Annotated in this window: 19 protein-coding genes; 18 read left to right on the top strand and 1 reads right to left on the bottom strand. The window is 52.0% G+C overall.

The features are described 5' to 3' along the window. The first annotated feature begins 218 nt into the window (after window positions 1-218). From ftsA to PBOR_RS26025, 15 genes are all read left to right on the top strand, one after another. Window positions 219-1,481, top strand: a complete 1,263-nt coding sequence (gene ftsA / locus PBOR_RS26095) for a cell division protein FtsA (RefSeq protein ID WP_042216697.1) — start codon at window positions 219-221, stop codon at window positions 1,479-1,481. A 64-nt stretch (window positions 1,482-1,545) separates the two neighbouring features. Next, window positions 1,546-2,661, top strand: coding sequence for a cell division protein FtsZ (gene ftsZ, locus PBOR_RS26090; RefSeq protein ID WP_042216695.1), 1,116 nt, complete (start codon window positions 1,546-1,548; stop codon window positions 2,659-2,661). 122 nt (window positions 2,662-2,783) lie between these two features. Then, complete coding sequence (locus tag PBOR_RS26085) at window positions 2,784-3,692, top strand: Rpn family recombination-promoting nuclease/putative transposase (RefSeq protein ID WP_042216692.1); 909 nt, start codon at window positions 2,784-2,786, stop codon at window positions 3,690-3,692. 237 nt (window positions 3,693-3,929) lie between these two features. Then, window positions 3,930-4,895, top strand: coding sequence for a sigma-E processing peptidase SpoIIGA (gene spoIIGA / locus PBOR_RS26080; RefSeq protein ID WP_174479834.1), 966 nt, complete (start codon window positions 3,930-3,932; stop codon window positions 4,893-4,895). Window positions 4,896-4,914: 19 nt separating this feature from the next. After that, window positions 4,915-5,637, top strand: a complete 723-nt coding sequence (gene sigE / locus PBOR_RS26075) for an RNA polymerase sporulation sigma factor SigE (RefSeq protein WP_036690190.1) — start codon at window positions 4,915-4,917, stop codon at window positions 5,635-5,637. A 78-nt stretch (window positions 5,638-5,715) separates the two neighbouring features. Then, entirely contained in the window at window positions 5,716-6,498 is a 783-nt protein-coding gene (gene sigG, locus PBOR_RS26070; protein ID WP_036690188.1) for an RNA polymerase sporulation sigma factor SigG, read from the top strand. Window positions 6,499-6,664: 166 nt separating this feature from the next. Beyond that, window positions 6,665-7,009, top strand: a complete 345-nt coding sequence (locus PBOR_RS26065) for a YlmC/YmxH family sporulation protein (RefSeq protein ID WP_042216689.1) — start codon at window positions 6,665-6,667, stop codon at window positions 7,007-7,009. A 207-nt stretch (window positions 7,010-7,216) separates the two neighbouring features. Beyond that, entirely contained in the window at window positions 7,217-8,074 is an 858-nt protein-coding gene (gene pgeF / locus PBOR_RS26060; protein ID WP_042216687.1) for a peptidoglycan editing factor PgeF, read from the top strand. Between the two features lie 3 nt (window positions 8,075-8,077). Then, complete coding sequence (locus tag PBOR_RS26055; RefSeq protein WP_042216686.1) at window positions 8,078-8,761, top strand: YggS family pyridoxal phosphate-dependent enzyme; 684 nt, start codon at window positions 8,078-8,080, stop codon at window positions 8,759-8,761. Window positions 8,762-8,772: 11 nt separating this feature from the next. Then, window positions 8,773-9,216 (top strand): cell division protein SepF, encoded by a 444-nt coding sequence (locus PBOR_RS26050; protein ID WP_042216684.1) that lies wholly within the window; start codon window positions 8,773-8,775, stop codon window positions 9,214-9,216. Between the two features lie 7 nt (window positions 9,217-9,223). Then, window positions 9,224-9,493, top strand: a complete 270-nt coding sequence (locus tag PBOR_RS26045; protein ID WP_081972191.1) for a YggT family protein — start codon at window positions 9,224-9,226, stop codon at window positions 9,491-9,493. Between the two features lie 4 nt (window positions 9,494-9,497). Then, window positions 9,498-10,280: a YlmH family RNA-binding protein gene (locus tag PBOR_RS26040; RefSeq protein WP_042216682.1), complete on the top strand. Its 783-nt coding sequence runs from the start codon at window positions 9,498-9,500 to the stop codon at window positions 10,278-10,280. 281 nt (window positions 10,281-10,561) lie between these two features. Continuing rightward, window positions 10,562-11,050, top strand: a complete 489-nt coding sequence (locus tag PBOR_RS26035; RefSeq protein WP_042216679.1) for a DivIVA domain-containing protein — start codon at window positions 10,562-10,564, stop codon at window positions 11,048-11,050. A gap of 1,827 nt (window positions 11,051-12,877) precedes the next feature. Next, the gene (ileS, locus tag PBOR_RS26030; protein ID WP_042216676.1) at window positions 12,878-15,970 is read left to right on the top strand and encodes an isoleucine--tRNA ligase; all 3,093 of its coding nucleotides are present in this window, start codon (window positions 12,878-12,880) and stop codon (window positions 15,968-15,970) included. 373 nt (window positions 15,971-16,343) lie between these two features. Further along, a complete protein-coding gene (locus PBOR_RS26025; protein WP_099052560.1) occupies window positions 16,344-16,676 on the top strand; it encodes a DUF5665 domain-containing protein in 333 nt (110 codons plus the stop codon). Window positions 16,677-16,712: 36 nt separating this feature from the next. Here the strand turns inward: PBOR_RS26025 and PBOR_RS26020 are convergent, their stop codons facing one another. Then, window positions 16,713-17,441 carry a TraR/DksA C4-type zinc finger protein gene (locus PBOR_RS26020; protein WP_042216675.1) on the bottom strand — a complete coding sequence of 243 codons (729 nt, stop codon included), beginning with the start codon at window positions 17,439-17,441 and terminating at the stop codon, window positions 16,713-16,715. Window positions 17,442-17,697: 256 nt separating this feature from the next. Between PBOR_RS26020 and lspA the strand changes: the two genes are divergently transcribed. From lspA to PBOR_RS26005, 3 genes are all read left to right on the top strand, one after another. Continuing rightward, a complete protein-coding gene (gene lspA, locus PBOR_RS26015) occupies window positions 17,698-18,201 on the top strand; it encodes a signal peptidase II (RefSeq protein WP_042219958.1) in 504 nt (167 codons plus the stop codon). Then, window positions 18,198-19,169 (top strand): RluA family pseudouridine synthase, encoded by a 972-nt coding sequence (locus PBOR_RS26010; RefSeq protein ID WP_042216673.1) that lies wholly within the window; start codon window positions 18,198-18,200, stop codon window positions 19,167-19,169. Before lspA ends, PBOR_RS26010 begins: the two co-directional genes overlap by 4 nt. A 100-nt stretch (window positions 19,170-19,269) precedes the next feature. Continuing rightward, complete coding sequence (locus PBOR_RS26005) at window positions 19,270-20,523, top strand: LL-diaminopimelate aminotransferase (protein WP_042216671.1); 1,254 nt, start codon at window positions 19,270-19,272, stop codon at window positions 20,521-20,523. Window positions 20,524-20,619: the final 96 nt, after the last annotated feature.

Genomic DNA, 20,619 nt, shown 5'->3' with positions numbered 1-20,619 from the left:
GATAAGAACTTATATGCTTTACGAAAAATTGAAAGCAGTTGTTTGCATGTGAAAAGGCTGTTATATTATTCCATTCAAAAAATTTGTAGAAAAAAGAGGGAAAGGATTAGGGATGTTGAATATGTACAGAGAAGTTTCCCGGGACCGGGATCAAAGCGTAATTTCTATTTATTCGGCTTCACAATTTATTATGATTATAACAGGAGGTGCCATAGGGCTTGAGCAACAATGACATCATTGTTAGTTTGGACATCGGTACATCCAAAGTTCGGGCAATTATTGGGGAAGTTACCAATGGAACCTTTAATATTATTGGCGTTGGATCTGCTGATTCGGAAGGAATACGCAAGGGTGCGATTGTAGACATCGATCAGACTGTGCAATCGATCAGGAGTGCCGTAGAACATGCGGAGCAAATGGTCGGTATTCAAATATCCGAGGTGTATGTCGGTATATCCGGTAATCATATCGGCCTGCAATCCAGTCACGGTGTAGTTGCCGTGCAGAATGAAGACCGTGAGATCGGCGAAGATGATATCGACCGCGTAATCAAGGCTGCTGAGGTCATAGCACTGCCTCCTGAGCGCGAGGTCATTGATGTTGTCGCCAAGCAATATATCGTCGACGGGCTTGAAGGAATTCAAGATCCGCGCGGAATGATCGGGGTTCGCCTAGAAGTTGAAGCGACGATCATTACCGGTGCCAAGACACCAATACATAATCTGCTGCGCTGCGTGGAGAAATCAGGTCTGAAGGTTAAAGATCTTGTGCTTATGTCTCTCGGGGCAGGCGGATTAGCGCTTTCCAAAGATGAGAAATCAATGGGAGCAGTACTGGTGGATATCGGTGCCGGCCAGGCGACGATAGCCGTATATGAAGAAGGTTCCCTGTGCGCAACCTCTACGATTCCGATCGGAGGAGAATTTGTAACCAATGATATTGCTTACGGTCTGCGGACGCTTACCGATCAGGCGGAGAAGGTCAAGCTGAAATATGGCTGTGCCTGGATTGATGATGCTGCCTCGGATGTCGTGTTCAAGGTTCTGCGAATCGGCAGCAATGTCGAGAAGGAATTCAACCAGGAGGATCTGGCGGCGATTATTGAGCCCCGAGTTCAAGAAATCTTCCATCTGATCCGCCAGGAAGTGAAACGGCTTGGTTACAATGAGCTTCCAGGAGGTTATATACTAACGGGTGGCACAGTTTCGATGCCGGGCGTGCTGAAGGTAGCCCAGACTGAACTGGCAGCCTCTGTACGTATTGCCGTACCTGATTATATTGGAGTACGTGACCCCGGGTTCACCGGCGGTGTAGGTATACTTCATACCGTTGTGCGCAGATTCCGCGGACGAAGCAGCGGCGGAAGCGCCAATAAGAAGACGGTTAGCCGCAGCAAACAAAGTGCAGCTCCGAGTCAGGATTCTTCCAAGAAGCCGGGGCTGGTGGAACGTCTAAAGAATATGTTCAGCGAGTTCATATAAGTGTAAGTCCAGATATACTTGGACTGGCCATCCAAGCACTACTCGAGGGGGAGATGGAAACAATATGTTGGAATTTGATTTTGAAATGGAGAGCTTAGCCCAAATAAAGGTCATCGGCGTAGGCGGCGGCGGAAGCAATGCTGTGAACCGGATGATTGAAAATGGCGTTCAGGGTGTTGAATTCATCACGGTTAATACAGATGCCCAAGCGCTGCATATGGCCAAATCGGAGCATAAACTGCAAATCGGGGATAAACTGACCCGCGGACTTGGCGCTGGAGCCAATCCTGAGGTAGGTAAGAAAGCGGCTGAGGAATCCCGCGATCTGATTTCAAATACGCTTAAAGGTGCAGATATGGTATTCGTAACTGCAGGTATGGGCGGCGGTACCGGAACAGGCGCAGCGCCTGTAATTGCTGAGATTGCCAGAGAGTGCGGAGCATTGACGGTTGGCGTCGTGACCCGTCCGTTTACTTTTGAAGGCAGAAAACGTGCAAATCAGGCAGAGCTTGGCATCGAGGCGCTGAAGGAAAAGGTCGATACACTGATCGTGATTCCCAATGACCGCCTGCTGGAAATTGTGGATAAGAAAACCCCAATGCTGGAGGCATTCCGTGAAGCGGATAATGTACTCCGCCAGGCGGTGCAAGGGATCTCCGACCTTATTCAGGTTCCCGGCCTGATCAACCTTGACTTTGCCGATGTGAAGACAATTATGACGGAGCGCGGTTCAGCGCTTATGGGTATCGGTATCGCCACCGGCGAGAACCGTGCGTCAGAGGCGGCCCGCAAAGCCATTATGAGCCCGCTGCTCGAAACCTCCATTGAAGGTGCGCGCGGTGTAATCATGAACATCACAGGGGGGGCTAACCTCTCTCTGTACGAGGTGAATGAAGCCGCGGAGATCGTTACCTCTGCTTCGGACCCGGAAGTGAATATGATCTTCGGTGCCATTATCGAAGAGAGCATGAAGGACGAGATCAAGGTCACAGTCATTGCGACCGGCTTTGAACACAAGCCATTTCCTGCAGCGCCTGTACGCCGTCCGGCAGCCAGCAGTGAGCCGGCAGCGGATAAGGACAAAAACGCCAATCTTCGTCCGTTCGGCAATCAGACAAGCTCTGATCAGCTGGATATCCCTACATTCCTGCGCAACCGCACACGCGGCAATAACGACTAAGAGTTATTAACTGCATAGTATTTTTACGGAAGCACCGTATTCGTCCCGGCTTTAGCTGGGGGCCGGATACGGTGTTTTTTCTTTTTCAGGCTGTTATAATAACGGTAACGGGAGACGATGGAATGGAACTGCTGGACCCCCGGGTAGATTTTGTATTTAAACGGATATTTGCAAGCGAGAGTAACAAGGATGTGCTGCTGGCTTTTCTGAACCGGATATTCATGGATGCAGGAGATCCGCCGCTGGAGGAAGTAGTGCTGCTCAATCCTTATACGGATAAGGATGATCCGTTGGATAAGCTATCGATATTTGATATTTGGGCGAAGTCTGTTGACGGCAAGCTGATCAACATTGAAATGCAGCTGTTCAACAAATATGATATTGAAAAACGGACTTTATATTACTGGAGCAAACGTTATGCGGGCCAGCTTCAGGTAAGCGGCAAATATGCAGACCTCAAGAAATGCGTAACCATTAATATTCTGAATTATAAGGTACTGCCTAACGAATATCCCCATAGTGTATTTCACTTACGGGAGGATGCAACCGGAACGCCGCTCACGGATGACATTGAAATTCATTTCCTGGAATTACCCAAGCTGAATCAGCCAGCTGTTCCCGGCCAAAGCGGTTTGGTGAACTGGCTGCTGTTCTTGAAGGGAATAAACCACTCGGATTGGGAGGTACTGCGGATGAATGAGCCTGCTTTGAAAAAGGCGATGGAGACCCTGGAGTTTCTGAGTCAGGATTCGGAAGCCCGGCGTAAATATGAGGACCGCCAGAAGTTTCTACTTGACGAAGCCTCGCAGAGAGACGGTGCACAAAGAGAAGGGTTTGCTAAAGGTATAGCAGAAGGCAGAGAAGTAGGCAAAGCAGAAGGTAAAGCAGAAGGTAAAGCAGAAGGCAAAGCAGAAGGTGAGCTCGAGGCAAAACTGGGAATAGCCAGGAATCTCCTGGCCATGGGAATGGATCTGCCTTCTGTACAGAAGGCAACCGGACTGACTGAAGAAGAATTGAAATCTATTACGTGAATAAATCATCCTATTTGAAGTCAGCCTCTTTGAGGCTGGCTTTTTGTTTAAGGACGACAAAGCCGTTTCTACTTATATCCTCTTAATATCTCTGCTGACCTATAACTCGACAAAAAAACTGCAAGAACGCCCCCCAAGTTTAGACAGACTTTGAATGCGAGAGTTCCTATACTAATCTTATCGTCTAAAAAGAGAGCCTTCACCCCGGCCTCCGGCTAGATATCCGTTTGCAGGCAGGTGAAAACACTGGTTGTTTATATTGACTTGATCTTCGCCGCCAATCTGCTGATCGACGGAATCCTATTGTGGCTGACCAGCTGGCTGGTCAAGCTTAAGGTGAGCTGGTGGCGCCTGTCTCTCTCTGCGCTGGTTGGCGCGCTCTATGTCGTGATGATGTTCGTACCGGAGCTGTCCTTTATGTACACCTTCCTCATCAAGTTCGGGTTGTCGGTCGTGATGCTGTGGATTGCTTTCGGATTTAGAAGTCTGCAAAGCTATCTTCGTGCATTAGGGGCATTTTATATCATTAATTTTGCGGCGGCAGGAGGTATAGTAGGGGTTCATTATTTGCTGCAAAGCTCAGGCGACATCTGGAACGGAATGATCTTTACCTCTTCAGGAGGCCAAGCTTACCGGCTGAAGATTGGATTCTGGTTCGTGCTTGCGATGCTTCCGATGGTGCTGCTTCTCTTCAAGCTGATTCAATCCTCGCGCAGGCGCAGGGAGCAGCTTGAGACATATATCGGTGAAGTGACCGTGGAGATTGACGGGGTTACTGTCACCTGTCCCGGGCTGCTGGACACCGGAAACCGGCTGAATGATCCGCTTACGAGAATTCCGGTCATGGTTATGGAATCCTCGTTATGGGAAGGCCATCTGCCGGCTTCCTGGAAGGGGAGACTGACACAGACGGGCGCGGATACACTTGTACTGGAAGCGGACGGGCAGTCTTTTGCCTGGCAGGACAGGATACGGCTGGTGCCGTACAGGGGGGTTAACCGCGGGGCATCCTTCATGCTCGCGTTGAAGCCGGATTCAGTGATGATAAAGCTTGGCGGCGAAACCTTTTACAGCAAGAGGGTTCTCATCGGGCTGGATGGCGGGACACTGTCGGGAGACGGAGCGTACCGGGCGGTCATACATCCTGACCTGACCCACAATGAGAGCGCTGTAGAGGCGCTGGCAGACAAGACTATGAGTTAAGGAACATATAGGAGGAACAATAATGGTCAAATTCAAACTTGTGCTGCAACTGCAGTATTATCGCATGCTGTTTCTGCTGGGACTGAAGAGCCAGGAAATTTACTATATCGGGGGCAGTGAGGCGCTGCCTCCCCCGCTTACCCGGGAAGAGGAGGAGTTCCTGCTGCAGCGGCTATCCAGCGGCGACGCGGCGGTCCGGGCCATGCTGATTGAACGCAACCTGCGGCTGGTGGTGTATATCGCCCGGAAATTCGAGAACACAGGCATCAACATCGAGGATCTTGTTTCCATCGGGGCGATTGGACTGATTAAGGCGGTCAACACCTTTGATCCGGAGAAAAAAATAAAACTGGCCACTTATGCCTCACGCTGCATTGAGAATGAAATTCTGATGTATCTGCGGCGCAACAGCAAAACAAGAAGTGAGGTTTCTTTTGATGAACCCCTGAATATTGACTGGGACGGCAACGAGCTCCTGCTATCGGATGTGCTGGGAACGGAGAATGACACAATTTACCGGAATATCGAAGAACAGGTGGACCGCAAGCTGCTGCAGAAGGCGCTGGAGAAGCTTAGTGAACGGGAAAGATTAATTATGGAGCTGCGGTTCGGACTGCGCGGCGGTGAAGAAAAAACCCAAAAGGATGTTGCTGATTTGCTTGGCATTTCCCAATCCTACATCTCGCGCCTGGAGAAAAGAATTATCAAGCGGCTGCGCAAGGAGTTCAACAAGATGGTGTAAGCTGATGGAACCGAGGAATAAAATGCCGGACCGGGGAGATAATGTACAGTAATGTTTCTCCTTGGGAGGTAAATCATCATGACCCGAAATAAAGTCGAGATTTGCGGTGTGGACACCGCCAAGCTGCCCGTTCTTACGAACGTGGAAATGCGGGCATTGTTCACTTCGCTGCAGCAGCAGGGCGAGCGATCCGCCAGAGAGAAATTGGTAAATGGTAACCTTAGACTTGTCCTTAGCGTAATTCAAAGGTTCAATAATCGTGGGGAGTTCGTGGATGATCTGTTTCAGGTAGGCTGCATCGGACTCATGAAAGCCATCGATAATTTTGATTTATCGCAGAATGTCAAGTTCTCTACCTATGCGGTGCCGATGATCATCGGAGAAATCCGCCGCTACTTGCGTGACAACAACCCGATCCGGGTATCGCGCTCCCTGCGGGATATCGCCTATAAGGCGCTTCAGGTCCGTGACAGCCTGACCAATCAGAATTCGCGGGAGCCGACGATCTTCGAAATCTCAGAAGCACTCGGTGTACCTAAAGAAGATGTCGTCTTTGCCCTTGATGCTATTCAGGACCCGGTATCATTGTTCGAACCGATCTATCATGACGGCGGTGACCCGATCTATGTGATGGATCAGATCAGCGACGATAAGAACAAGGATGTATCCTGGATTGAAGAAATTGCTCTTCGGGAAGCGATGCAGCGGCTGGGACAGCGCGAGAAACGTATATTATCGATGCGGTTCTTTGAAGGTAAAACCCAGATGGAGGTAGCGGACGAGATTGGTATCTCACAGGCGCAGGTATCGCGGCTTGAGAAGTCGGCTATCCAGCAAATGCAAAAGCATGTAAAGTCTTAAAACAGCAGCTATAGATAAGCGGGGATATTCCGGAAGGCGGCGTGAGCGGCTGCCCGGAGTATCCTTTTGTATGTAACGGCGAAGGCCGGGAAATGAATTAAGACATGTTGCCAAGCCTTACGGACATATACTGGAGCTATAGGTCTGAATGTACAGGGGTGGCGGGATGAACGAAGATTCCATAGGGTCAGGCAAAAAAATGAAAATCTCTGATTTTCAAACCAAGGATGTTATCAATATCGTCGACGGCAAGCGGCTGGGGCAGATTAGTGATCTGGAGCTGGATCTGCGCCGGGGGGTTATTGATGCCGTCATTGTTCCGGGTTATACAAGGTTTATGGGACTGTTCGGAGGCGGAGCGGATCTGATTATCCCGTGGCGGAATATCGTTAAGATTGGCGCCGATGTTGTGCTGGTGAAGATTGAGGAATCCCGGATGCCTCAGGGCCAGGAAGACCGGGAGATGATGTATCTGGAACGGCCGGACCGCAGTGAGCGGCGCACTTATTGACCGGGTGCGTCTTTTTTCTGCGTATATGGGTAAAGGCATAGGGTGGGCTCAGGAGTGTGCAGCGTAACATCACTTTGTGGGGGAAGTTTGTGGTTTGATTTTCGGGGCCCCCGCAAAGTACTTGGATAGGCATCGGAGCGTAACATCACTTTGAGGGGATTAATTTATGGGGGAGAGTTTGTGGTACACTTAAGCGGAGGTGAAGATATGGAACCGTTTGTGCGGAGTGACGGAACGCCTATGCTGCTTCATCTGGAGCCGTGGCGTGAGAAGTATAGGGCAATAACAGCAGGATTCACGGGCAGGGAAGGCGGCAGCGGTACGAAGCCTTATGACAGCTTTAACTGTGCGCTTCATGTGGGTGATGATCCGGCTGATGTGCTCAGCAACAGGAAGCTGCTGGCTGAAAGTCTTGGTTTCCAGCTCCGGTCCTGGACCTGCGGGGAACAAACCCATGGTAAAGATATAGCCGTAATTACAGAACAGGACCGCGGAAAAGGCAGTCTGGACCGGACAACAGCTTTTCAGGCTACTGACGGTCTGCTGACTAATGTGCCGGGGGTGCTGCTGACTTCTTTTTATGCGGATTGTGTGCCGCTCTACTTCTATGACCCCTTGCACAATGTTGTCGGGCTGGCACATGCAGGCTGGAAGGGAACAGTAGCAGAGATAGCGGCAGCGATGGTGGGTAGAATGACTCAGGAGTATGGAAGCCGTCCGGAGGATATCCAGGCTGCCATAGGCCCTTCTATTGGCGAATGCTGCTACGAGGTAGATGATTATGTAATGGACCATGTCCGCCGGCTGGAGGCCGGGCTGAACCCGCTGATGCTGGCGGAAGGCGCGCCGGACTTATATAGAAGATCGGATAAGGACAGCAGCAAAAGTATGCTTAACTTGAAAGAAATGAATCAACGCATTATGATTAAAGCAGGAATATTGCCGACTCATATCGAATGTACATCATGGTGTACAAGCTGTAACAGTGATCTGTTCTTTTCTTATCGCAAGGAAAATGGAGTTACTGGAAGAATGTCGAGCTGGATCGGAATAAAGGAGAGTTGAATTTTGGCCTCACTACAGGAAAGAATCGCCAGCGTCCAGGAACGTGTCGCACGTGCCTGTGCGGTCAGTGGCCGTGACGTAAGTGACGTCAAGGTTATCGCGGTGACGAAATATGTACCACTGGACACGGTAGCTGCTGTGCTGGAAGCCGGGCTAACGGAGATTGCGGAGAGCCGCTGGCAGGATGCAGAGCCTAAATGGAATGCGCTCGGACACAAGGGAATCTGGCACTTCATCGGGCATTTGCAGACTAATAAGGTAAAAGACGTTATCGGTAAATTTGAATATATACACTCGCTCGACCGATTATCGCTGGCACGGGAATTGCACAAGAAGGCGGATGCCGCCGGGCTGGATGTTAAAGTGTTCCTGCAGGTGAATATATCCGGAGAAGATACAAAGTTTGGTTTGGCGCCTGAAGCGGTGGAGGGTTTCCTGAAGGAGATTGCCCCGCTAAACCGTGTGAAAGTAATCGGACTTATGACTATGGCCCCGCATGAAGGGGATCCGGAGCTTACCCGTCCCGTATTCCGGGGGCTCCGTGAGCTCCGTGATTCGCTCAATCAGCTTGCTTTGACACCTGAGCCTATACAAGAGCTGTCGATGGGAATGTCGAATGATTTTGAAGTGGCGATACAGGAAGGAGCCACCCGGGTACGCCTGGGTACGGTACTAGTAGGTCATTAGGAGGGAGATTGATGGGCGTGATGAACCGGTTTATGAGTTTCTTGGGTTTGCAGGAGGAAGAGGAAATAGTGGAGCGGGAGCAAATATCCCGTGATGAGGATGAATACGAACCCGCCCCTGTAGAAACACGCAAAAATCAGCGGGCCAACGTCGTCAGTATCCATTCTCAAAAAAATGTGAAGGTAGTGCTCTACGAGCCGCGTTCGTACGACGAGGCCCAGGAGATTGCCGATCATCTGCGTTCGCACCGCACAGTAGTTATTAATTTGCAGCGGGTGCGTAACGACCAGGCAATGCGGATTATTGATTTTTTAAGCGGAACGGTTTATGCCCTGGGTGGAGGAATATCCAAGATTGGGGGCAATATATTTATGTGCACACCGGACACCGTGGAAATTCAAGGCTCCATTACGGAGATCCTGGGTGACGATCAAGATTACAACAGAATGAGGTGAGCAGGTTTTGGATCAAATAACTTCGATAATTGACATCCTGTTTAAAATTTACTATTACATGATTTTTATATACATTCTCATGTCCTGGCTGCCTAATCTGCGCGAGAACTTTATCGGTGAGCTGCTGGGCAAGCTTGTCGAGCCGTACCTGACTCCATTCCGGAAGATTATTCCGCCTCTGTTCGGAACGATTGACATCTCTCCGATTATTGCGATTGTCGTGCTCCAGTTTGCAGTAGGCGGGCTTCATTCTATTTTAGCCCTGGTTTTCGGCTAGGCGCATGAAGAATGAAATTTACGGGCATTTCCACCCGGATGAACGGCAATTTGTGGACAAGGCCTGGGAATGGGTTACAAATGCGGGAGAGTACCATGAGACCAAACTGACGGAATTTCTCGATCCCCGTCAGGGTTATATTCTGCAGAGCCTGGTGAACCGCCATCCCGATGTCATTGTACGCTGGGAGGGCGGTTCTGACGATGCCGAGCGGAAGCGGGCTATGGTAGCGCCGGATTACCGTGAGCTTGCGGATGAGGACATGGAGATGAGGGTGCTGGCTATCACCTCGGGTGAACAGAAGTTTCTCTCTCTTGAACATGGTGACTATATGGGGGCGATCCTCGGACTGGGCATCAAAAGAGGCAAAATCGGCGATATCCACGTCCTGGAAGACGGCTGTCACGTAGTGGTGGCTGCGGATATTGCTGATTATCTGTCAATGAATTTGACCGGTGTGCACCGGATCAACGTTAGTACGGAGATATTGCCGCTATCCGGCTTACGCAGCAGTCAGGTTAAGCTGGAAACAATGGATTTCACCGTGGCTTCCCTGAGACTTGACGGGATTGCTGCGGATGTGACCCGGCTTAGCCGGAGCAAAATTCTGGCTCCCATCAAAGCCGGGCGTGTACGGGTGAACTGGAAAGTGGAGGAAGATCCGTCCTGCAGTCTGACAGACGGTGATGTGGTTTCTATCCAGGGTTTCGGACGGTTCAAGGTGCTGGAGATCGGCAGTCTGACGAAGAAAGGCCGTTACCGGATTCTGGTAGGCAAATTTGTCTGAATTCTTTGCAGGATTACAGCTGTGCTTGTCGAAATTGATATTCTCAAGGGAAACAAACATTTAGCAGGCTGAACGCCGATAGTTGTAGAAGAGGCGAACCTGAACCTGAAGCTACAGCGGATTGAACCCCGCTTTTTTGCTTCTCTGCCAAGTACCGGAGTAGGCATAGAAGCCACCCCTCACTTAGGGGATATCCAAGCAAGCAGTCTTTCATCTTTGTCTTCCGGACAGATTAACGTTCAGGGACAACGGATGTCCGAAATTTCTAGGAGGTGCACAGCATGCCATTAACACCGCTCGATATACATAACAAGGAATTCTCCCGGAGAATCCGCGGTTATGACGAAGATGAGGTCAATGAATTTCTGGATCAGGTCATTAAGGATTACGAAAGCGTTATTCGTGAGAACAAAGAGCTGCACAACCAGCTTTTATCGATTCAGGAACGTCTTGATCACTTCGTCAATATTGAAGAAAGCCTGTCCAAGACCATTCTCGTGGCTCAGGAGGCTGCAGATGATGTGAAGAACAACTCCAAAAAAGAATCACAGCTGATCCTCAAGGAAGCGGAAAAAAATGCCGACCGGATCATCAACGAAGCGTTATCCAAATCCCGCAAGGTAGCGATCGAGACAGAAGAGCTGCGCAAGCAGGCTTCGATCTACCGCACCCGTTTCCGGACGCTGCTGGAAGCTCAGCTCGAACTGCTCTCCCAGGACGACTGGAATGCGCTTGAGAGCCGTGAGGTTAGCGAGAATTCGATACTGTGACGTTTTTCTGAAAAGAGAACATGTTTTTAGTCAGCGAAGCGGTTTGGATGTTGGATTCAGCCTGGCCGGTTCGTGTCCCCGGAGTTTCGCAGCGGCAGGTCATATCGATTGAAGTTTCTGCTGCCTTTACTGCTAATCAACATTTAAGTGGAAAAAGAGCATCTAATTAGCTTTGAAATCAGGTTTTTCTTATGCTAAGTGGAAAAAGAGCATCTATTTGTTCGAAGTTAGGCTCAATTGCAGGAGTTCATGCAGATTAAGTGTAGAAAATCCAACTAAACTTCTGGTCCACAAGAATATAGCTGCTTTAGTTGTACTAAATCCACTTAAGTTTACTGTGCGAATGTTTTGTCTTCAATTTGTGGGCTATCAGGCAGTTAGTGATGGCAGGCGCGATTCTTGACAATACAGCCAAAACAGTCTATAACTAGAACATATCTGTATCCATTGAATTTAAATTCGATGACGGGACAAGTACGACAAGGTTACGTTCTCCAGAGAGTCGGTGATTGCTGCGAGCCGATCGTTCACGCCTTGCCGGAAGATCTTCCCCTAGAAGCTAAGCTGAAGCGTATGTATATACGTGTGTAGGCTATGCCGTCTGCCGGACGTTATCCCGGACCCGTGTGGCAATTCTGCATGCGGAACTGAGATCGTACTGAATACACTCCCCCTAAGGGTGTGCGTGAAGTGCAGAATTAGGGTGGTATCGCGAGCGCTGTCTCGCCCCTTTGGGGGCTGGATGGCGCTTTTTTGTGTGGGTCCATCCCCCTAAATCCCCCTTTCCAAGGGGGACCCCAAGGGCTGGCCGCCCTCTGGACACCCGCAATAAGTGCATTGTGCTATGAGTGGTGTCCGCGGACGGGAAAGGATTTGTTCGGCGGGGGAGCGGCTCTTCTTAGGCTGCCCTGGCGGGTACGCCTGTGGAGCCTTAGCTGCGGAAGATCTAGGGCAAAGATTAGAGCGAAGCCCCGGCCCAGCGCTGCCCTAAGGGGTTCGCGGGCCGAATGCCACGCAAGAGCGAAGCCCCGGCCCAGCGCTGCCCTAACGGGTTCGCGGGCCGGGTGCCACGGCAAGAGCGAGACCCCGGCCCAGCGCTGCCCTAACGGGTTCGCGGGCCGGGTGCAACGGCAAGAGCGAAGCCCCGGCCCAGCGATGCCCTAAGGGGTTCGCGGGCCGGATGCCACGCAAGAGCGAAGCCTCAGCCCAGCGCTGCCCTTCGGGTTCGCGGGCCGGGTGCCACGGCAAGAGCGAAGCCCCGGCCCAGCGCTGCCCTAACGGGTTCGCGGGCCGGGTGCAACGGCAAGAACGAGGCCCCGACCCAGCGCTGCCCTAACGGGTTCGCGGGCCGGGTGCAACGGCAAGAGCGAGACCCCGGCCTAGCGCTGCCCTAACGGGTTCGCGGGCCGGATGCCACGCAAGAGCGAAGCCCCGGCCCAGCGCTGCCCTTCGGGTTCGCGGGCCGGATGCCACGCAAGAGCGAGGCCCCGGCCCAGCGCTGCCCTAACGGGTTCGCGGGCCGGATTGCTTGAGGTAAAGCGTGCCGCTTGCGGCGTAAGCGGGCACTGCAACCACATTAACACACCAAACGCCTCTCCCAGGAACATCGACAAACTTTCCAGGTGTCCAGAGGGCGGAGCCCTTGGGGCCCTCCCTTGGCGAAGGGAGGGTTTGGGAGGGATCGAAAAGCTTGGAAAGGTTTTGATGGTTTTAATGTTTAGAAAGGTTTTAATGTTTGGAAAGTTTTTATTGTTTTAAAGTTTATAAAAGGCTCGGATGTAATCCGAAAAAAGGTTTAAAGACTAAACCACGGAAGGATTGACCATCATGCAAAAAGTAGATGTCAAAGAAAAAGCACGGGCCAGAGATGTCCGTATATTGAAGAAATGGAGCGACGAGAATACGTTCCGCAGATCCATGGAAAATCGCGAAGGACGCCCGAACTATGTGTTCTATGAAGGCCCTCCGACGGCGAACGGCGTGCCGCATATCGGGCACGTGCTGGGCCGGGTCATCAAGGACTTCGTCGGGCGTTACCAGACGATGAAGGGCTTCCGTGTCATCCGCAAAGCGGGCTGGGATACCCACGGCCTGCCGGTGGAACTCGGCGTGCAGAAGAAGCTTGGAATCTCCGGCAAGCAGGATATCGAAGAATACGGTGTGGAGAAGTTCATTAAGGAATGTAAGGAAAGTGTATTCGGCTATGAGAAGCAGTGGCGCGAGTTCACGGAAGCGATCGGCTACTGGACGGATCTGGATAACCCGTATGTTACGCTGGATAACACCTATATCGAGAGCGTTTGGAACATCCTTGCTACGGTGCATGACAAAGGCCTGATGTACCGCGGACACCGGGTCAGCCCGTACTGCCCGAGCTGTCAGACTACACTGAGCTCCCACGAGGTGGCGCAGGGCTACAAGACAGTCAAAGACCTGAGTGCTACAGCGAAGTTCAAGCTGGACGGCAGCGGCGATTATGTGCTGGCCTGGACGACCACGCCTTGGACTCTTCCGGCGCATATGGCGCTCGCCATGAACCCGAATATGGAGTATGTCCGTGCTCAGCAGGAAGACGGCGTGTATGTGCTGGCCAAGAACCTTGTAGACGAAGTGCTTAAGGGCGAGTATACAATCCTGTCTACCCATACAGGTGCTGACTTCATCGGCCAGAGCTACACTCCGCCGTTCGATTATATCAAGGCAGAGAAGCATAATGTGATCGTAGGCGCATCGTTTGTTACGGATTCCAGCGGTACCGGGATCGTGCATATGGCTCCGGCACATGGTGAGGATGACTACAAGAGCTGCCGCGAGAATGGCATCAGCTTCGTGAATGTGGTGGATACCTCCGGTAAATACACCAGTGTGGTGAGCGATTTTGCCGGACGGTTCGTGAAAGACGTCGACCTCGATATCGTGAAGGTATTGTCCGAACGGGGACTGCTCTACAGTAAAGAAAAATACGAGCACAGCTATCCGTTCTGCTGGCGCTGCGATACTCCGCTGCTCTATTATGCAACAGACAGCTGGTTCATCCAGACAACAGCGATCAAGGATCAGCTGATCGCCAACAATAACAGTGTGAACTGGTATCCGGATCATGTACGTGAAGGCCGCTTCGGTAAGTTCCTGGAAGAGCTCGTGGACTGGAACATCAGCCGCAACCGCTACTGGGGCACGCCGTTGAATGTCTGGGTCTGCCAGGACACCGGCAAGGAATTCGCACCGCACAGCATCGCTGAGCTGAGATCGATGGCGATCGGCGAGGTAGCGGAGGATATCGAGCTCCATAAGCCGTACGTGGACAATATCAAGCTGCGGAGCCCGTTCAGCGAAGGTGGCGTAATGGTACGCACACCGGAAGTGATCGATGTATGGTTTGACAGCGGCTCGATGCCGTTCGCCCAGAGTCACTATCCTTTTGAGAATGAAGACAGATTCGCTGACCAGTATCCGGCGGATATGATCTGCGAAGGGATCGACCAGACACGCGGCTGGTTCTACAGCCTGCTTGCCGTATCGACGCTGTTCACGGGTAAAGCACCTTACAAGGCGGTTATCGCCCATGGTCATATTTTCGATGAGAACGGCCAGAAGATGTCCAAATCCAAAGGCAATGTTATCGACCCTTGGGAAATCATGAACGAATACGGCACGGATGCGTTCCGCTGGGCCATTCTGTCCGACAGTGCGCCTTGGAACAACAAACGCTTTTCGCGCGGTCTGGTAGGAGAGACGAAGTCCAAGGTGGTAGATACGCTGGTTAACACGCATGCTTTCCTGACGCTGTATGCCGGTATTGACGGCTACGATCCTGCGGATCATCCGTTCAAACTATCGGAGCATAAGCTCGACCGCTGGATTCTGTCCCGCTTGAATAGTCTGATCCTGCTGGTGGATAAAGGTCTTGCCGTTAACGATTTCGTCAACACGTCCAAAGCGGTTGAGAATTTCGTGGATGAGCTGAGCAACTGGTACATCCGCCGTTCCCGTGACCGTTTCTGGGGCAGCGGGCTGGGCGAAGAGAAGCTGGACGCATACCGCACACTCACGCATGTCCTGCTGACAACGGCTACGCTGATGGCACCGTTCACACCGATGCTGTCCGAGGATATCTTTACGAACCTGGGCGGCGGCGAAAGCGTGCATCTCGCGGATTACCCGGTAGCGGATGAGAATCTGATCGATCTTGCGCTGGAAAAAGATATGGAGAGCGCCAGAGGGATCGTGGAACTGGCCCGTAACGTACGCAACGAGAGCGGCATCAAGACCCGCCAGCCATTGTCTGAGCTGATCGCATCGATTGATGATGACTTCAATGTGGCGGATTATGAAGAGCTGATCAAAGACGAAATCAACGTGAAGCATATTGTGATCGAGCACAGCGACAGCGGATTTGTGGACTTCACCCTGAAGCTGAACCTGAAGGTCGCGGGCAAGAAATACGGCAAGAATGTCGGCTTCCTGCAAGGCTTCCTCAAAGCTATGGATAGTGATGCTACCCGCAAAACCGTACAGGACGGCGGACTTGCCATTGTATCGCCGGATGGGGAAGAGCTGCAGATCACTTCCGAGGAGCTGCTGGTGGAGAAGCAGGCCAAACCAGGTTTTGCCTCGGCTTCCGGCTACGGCCTGACGGTGGCGCTGAACACCGAAATTACACCGGAGCTGGTGCAGGAAGGCTGGGTACGCGAAGTTGTACGTGCGGTGCAGGATTACCGCAAACGTCTGGATCTGCCGATCGACAAACGGATTGCCCTTACGCTGCATGTCGATGACGAGCTGAAGGCGGCGGTTACTGCATTCGAGCATGTGCTGCGCGAGAATGTGCTGGTGACTACGGTTGATTTTGACGGAGACTATACCTATGAAACTGTGGATGCCGGCGGCAAGAGCATCGGAATTCATATCGGAGCTTAAGTAACGCCTGTACCCTGCATCACTTGTCCCTATATGGCATATACTAGCCGCAAAGGAAAAGATTCTATGGGTTAGAATGCAAAATGACGAGCCCCGTGCTTAAAGAGACTACTCTCTTTAACCGGGCTCGTTTGCTTTGCGGGACATAGAGAATCAGGGAGGTGCCGGAGGCATGGGCGGATGGAAAGACAGTGAGGTAGAGGCCGGGAAGCCGGAAAGACCGGTGGGGCCGGAAGGGCCGGGCAGAATTTCAATTCATACCTCAGGAGTAAACAGCAGCAGCGATACCGGTAAAGCACCGGAGGAGAAGCGGCAATTCCTGCATTCCGGGGAGCGCATACAGACACCAGTCTCCCCTCAAAAGCCTGCAGCCGTGCTCTCAGCAGCCGGTGATCCGGCAGCTTTGCCGCAGGAGGAGAAGCTGAACGCACTGTACCGGATGACCACCCAGCTGGCCCAGCAGATGGAGAAATCGCGGATTTCGGAATATACGGAGCTGCTGCATTCGCCGTTCCGGCTGATCTGGCTGAATATTTTATCCGGCGTTGCCCGGGGGCTGGGGATTGCGCTCGGATTCACTTTTTTTGCGGCGACGATTATTTATGTGCTTCAGGTGCTTGGGGCATTGAACCTGCCGATTATCGGGGACTATATCGCTGACATTGTGCGGATCGTACAGCATCAGCTGGAGCTGAAGACGTTCTGAATCCGCCTGCAAAAATAAAAAAGGAGCAGCACGCGGCTACTCCTTTTCTTTTTTGAGCGGGTCCAGCAGGTAGTCGCCTTCCCCCTCGTCCATGTAATGGCGGTAACTGTTGCCTTTGATGATGGTCAGATGATTGCCGGTAATGTCGGTGGCGACGAAATTCTCCCAGGGCTCCACGAAGCCTTCGGTTTCGTCCGCTTCGATCTCCATGTCATTGTAGGAACTGATGTTATTGCCTTCGGCCATGGCAGGGGAATCAGAGTTGCCCCAGCTCTCCACGACTTGCCAGGCATCCTCACCGTCGAAGCCGTTCTGGCCGTCCCGCTCATCCAGGCTGGTGCGTCCAAAAGGCGGAGACAACAGCTCCTCCTCCACCGGCCGGGTGAACGGAGCGTTCTGGCGGGGAGCGTGCTCTTTGGTGTAACGGGTGGATGGAATCGCAGCCAGACGTTCATAAGGAATCGGTTCGCCGCTGGCTATGCAAATGCCGTAGGTGCCTTCATCCATCGCCCGCAGCGCCGCTTCGATATCGTCCAGCTCATGCTCGTCCCGCTCCAGCAGGGAAATATCCATGGAACGGTTATACAGCTCGGTGGCAGCATCGCCGGGATGGTTGTCAATCTCGGACAGCTCCCCGGTGGTATCGCGCATGCCCTCCTGCAGTCCGTAATGCTCATTATTCTGCAGCCTGTGCCTGATGTCCTCCTGTTGCTGTAGCAGTAATGCGCGCAGCCCGGAGAGCTGGGTTGGTGTCAGATGGCTCATTGCTGTGAACTCCTTTCGGTGGCTATTCCTCGCTGAAACGGTAACGCCCTTGTGCATGGCGGCAAAGCCGTTTCTACTTGTATAGCTTGACCGCAGGGTGCCTTTTTTAGCGATGGAAAATAGTGTGCGGACTTTGGCGGGTTTAGAGTGCCTTGCAATGGACGGTATCTTGAGGCCTGTGCTACAATATACAAGTCTTTATACAGTATTCGTACCGCGGGACCGCGGGAAAAATAAGAACGGAGTGACAACTTCTGTGGTGTACTTTCTGATTGCGCTAATTGTATTTTTGATTGACCAGGGTACCAAATATCTGATTGCTACCCGGCTGGAGATCGCAGAGCAGATTCCGGTTATCAAGGATTTCTTCATTATTACGTCCCACCGCAATCGTGGAGCCGCTTTCGGAATTCTTGAAGGACAGCAGTGGTTCTTCATTGTAATTACGGTTATTGTTGTTGCCGGTATCGTATGGTATCTGAACAAGGCCCGGAAGACCCGCAAATTGCTGCCTACGGCACTTGCGCTGGTGCTTGGCGGAGCAGTCGGAAACTTCCTCGACCGGATTCTGAATGGTGAAGTCGTAGATTTCCTGATGTTCAATTTCGGCAGCTATACGTTCCCGATCTTCAACGTGGCCGATTCCTGCATCGTGGTCGGGGTAGCTCTGATTATTCTCGATACGCTGCTGGATGTGAAGGGCGAACAGGAGGTCACCGAGGTCAAGGAATCACAGGAAGTCAAAGAAGGGAATGAATGATTTTGAATAAAGACGTCAATGAGTTGGCGGTTTCTGGCGCCCTCGAAGAAGAAAGAGACGTCACCGAATGGATGGTTGCCGCGGAGAATGCCCGGGAACGGATTGATAAGTACATTACAGAGTCTTGGGAAGAAGAGGTTTCACGCTCCCAGGTTCAGCTGTGGATCAGCGGCGGGCATGTTACAGTGAACGGTGCTCCTGTCAAAGCTAACTATAAGTTGTATGAAGGCGATAAGGTGGCTGTAACGGTGCCGGAAGCCGAAGTTACGGATTTGATTGCGGAGAATATCCCGCTTGAGGTTGTATATGAAGACAGCGACGTTATCGTGGTGAATAAGCCGCGCGGTATGGTGGTGCATCCGGCAGTAGGACATCCCTCAGGCACCCTGGTCAATGCGCTGATGTATCATTGCAAGGACCTGTCGGGCATTAACGGCGAGATTCGTCCGGGCATTGTGCACCGCATCGACAAGGATACCTCCGGCCTCATTATGGCTGCCAAGAATGACGCCAGTCATGCTTCACTGGCCGCCCAGCTGAAGGAGCACAGTGTAACCCGTCGCTACATCGCAGTGGTGCATGGCAATCTGTCTCATGATAAGGGCACAGTAGATGCGCCAATCGGCCGTGATCCGCATGACCGCAAGCTATACGTAGTTACCGAGAAGAACAGTAAGCGTTCTGTGACGCATTTTACGGTAATGGAGCGGTTCGGCGATTGTACACTGCTTGAGCTGCAGCTGGAGACCGGACGGACGCATCAGATCCGTGTGCATATGAAGTTCATCGGTCACCCGCTGGTCGGTGATCCAATCTATGGACGCAGCAAAGGTACGACGATGACCGGACAGGCTTTGCATGCCGCTGTACTGGGATTTGTACATCCTTCTACCGGTGAGTATAAGGAGTTCAGCGCGCCGGTTCCGGCAGATATGGAAGAAGTGCTGTACACGCTGCGCAGCAAATAAGTACAAATGAATAGATTATAAGTCCATGGCTTCTAAGGGGGCTTTGCTTCATATTTAGAGCATGGATTCACAACAATAGCCAGGAGATGAGACGAAGATTATGAGTATTGAACAATATCAGGAAACATTCATTCAGACTAATTTTGCGGACCGCATCGGCGGCGCCGGATATGGCAAGGACACTTCCATCTATAAATTCGAGAAAATCAAACGCGCCAAAGCATCGGCGAAGCAGGATTTTCCTAACATTGAACTAATCGACATGGGCGTCGGCGAGCCGGACGAAATGGCGGATGAAGGCATTGTGGCCAGACTTGCGCTGGAAGCTGCCAAAGAAGAAAACCGCGGATATTCCGACAACGGAATTCCTGAATTCAAGGCTGCAGCGGCAGTCTATCTTAAGGAAGTATTCCAGGTAGACGGCGTTGACCCTGTAACTGAAATCGTGCATTCCATCGGTTCGAAGCCAGCGCTGGCGATGCTGCCATCTGTCTTCATTAATCCGGGGGACATCACGATCATGACCGTTCCGGGTTATCCGGTGCTGGGTACCCACACCAAATATCTGGGTGGACAAGTCTACTCCGTAGAGCTTAAGAAAGAGAACAACTTCCTGCCTGACCTGAACTCCATTCCGGAAGACGTAGCCCACAAGGCGAAGCTGCTCTACCTGAACTATCCGAACAACCCTACGGGTGCAAGCGCAACTCCTGAATTTTTCAGCGAAGTAGTAGCCTGGGCCAAGGAATATGATGTAGTCGTTATCCATGACGCACCATACGCCGCGCTGACTTATGACGGCGTGAAGCCGCTGAGCTTCCTGTCCGTGCCTGGGGCGAAGGATGTCGGCGTGGAGCTTCATTCCCTATCCAAGTCCTATAACATGACCGGCTGGAGAATCGGTTTCGTAGCAGGCAACCCGCTGATTGTCAAAGCTTTCAGTGATGTGAAGGACAACAACGACTCCGGTCAATTCATCGCCATTCAAAAAGCTGCCGCATACGGCCTGTCTCATCCTGAGATTACCGAAGCGATTGCTGCCAAGTACTCCCGCCGCCACAACATGCTGGTGGATGCACTGAACAGCCTGGGCTTCAAGGCAGAGAAACCGAAGGGTTCTTTCTTCCTCTATGTAGCTGCTCCAAAAGGCGTTAAAGGCGGACGCCGCTTCGAATCCGGCGAAGATTTCTCACAGTTCCTGATCCGCGAGAAGCTGATCTCCACCGTGCCTTGGGATGATGCCGGCGCGTTCGTACGTTTCTCCGTTACCTTCGTTGCCAAGGGCGAGGAAGATGAGAAGCGTGTAATTTCCGAAATCCAAAGACGTCTGAGCGACGTTGAATTCGAATTTTAAGTTTGGTTGATGGGGCCGCTGCAGAGGAATCTGCGGCGGCTTTTATTATGGCAGCCGATCGCTCCCGAGCCTCACTATCCACTCCGGTCTGGTCTA

It is taken from the genome of Paenibacillus borealis (genome assembly GCF_000758665.1).
Taxonomy (GTDB): domain Bacteria; phylum Bacillota; class Bacilli; order Paenibacillales; family Paenibacillaceae; genus Paenibacillus_AQ; species Paenibacillus_AQ borealis.
This window is presented reverse-complemented; position numbering and strand designations above follow the sequence as displayed.

What these genes read in the sequence shown, in the direction of transcription:
- ftsZ (WP_042216695.1), top strand. Translation starts at nt 1,546, where the DNA reads ATGTTGGAATTTGATTTTGAAATGGAGAGCTTAGCCCAAATAAAGGTC.
- pgeF (WP_042216687.1), top strand. Translation starts at nt 7,217, where the DNA reads ATGGAACCGTTTGTGCGGAGTGACGGAACGCCTATGCTGCTTCATCTG.
- PBOR_RS26040 (WP_042216682.1), top strand. Translation starts at nt 9,498, where the DNA reads ATGAAGAATGAAATTTACGGGCATTTCCACCCGGATGAACGGCAATTT.
- sigG (WP_036690188.1), top strand. Translation starts at nt 5,716, where the DNA reads ATGACCCGAAATAAAGTCGAGATTTGCGGTGTGGACACCGCCAAGCTG.
- PBOR_RS26050 (WP_042216684.1), top strand. Translation starts at nt 8,773, where the DNA reads ATGGGCGTGATGAACCGGTTTATGAGTTTCTTGGGTTTGCAGGAGGAA.
- ileS (WP_042216676.1), top strand. Translation starts at nt 12,878, where the DNA reads ATGCAAAAAGTAGATGTCAAAGAAAAAGCACGGGCCAGAGATGTCCGT.
- PBOR_RS26020 (WP_042216675.1), bottom strand. Translation starts at nt 17,441, where the DNA reads ATGAGCCATCTGACACCAACCCAGCTCTCCGGGCTGCGCGCATTACTG.
- PBOR_RS26065 (WP_042216689.1), top strand. Translation starts at nt 6,665, where the DNA reads ATGAACGAAGATTCCATAGGGTCAGGCAAAAAAATGAAAATCTCTGAT.
- PBOR_RS26035 (WP_042216679.1), top strand. Translation starts at nt 10,562, where the DNA reads ATGCCATTAACACCGCTCGATATACATAACAAGGAATTCTCCCGGAGA.
- PBOR_RS26010 (WP_042216673.1), top strand. Translation starts at nt 18,198, where the DNA reads ATGATTTTGAATAAAGACGTCAATGAGTTGGCGGTTTCTGGCGCCCTC.
- PBOR_RS26005 (WP_042216671.1), top strand. Translation starts at nt 19,270, where the DNA reads ATGAGTATTGAACAATATCAGGAAACATTCATTCAGACTAATTTTGCG.
- PBOR_RS26085 (WP_042216692.1), top strand. Translation starts at nt 2,784, where the DNA reads ATGGAACTGCTGGACCCCCGGGTAGATTTTGTATTTAAACGGATATTT.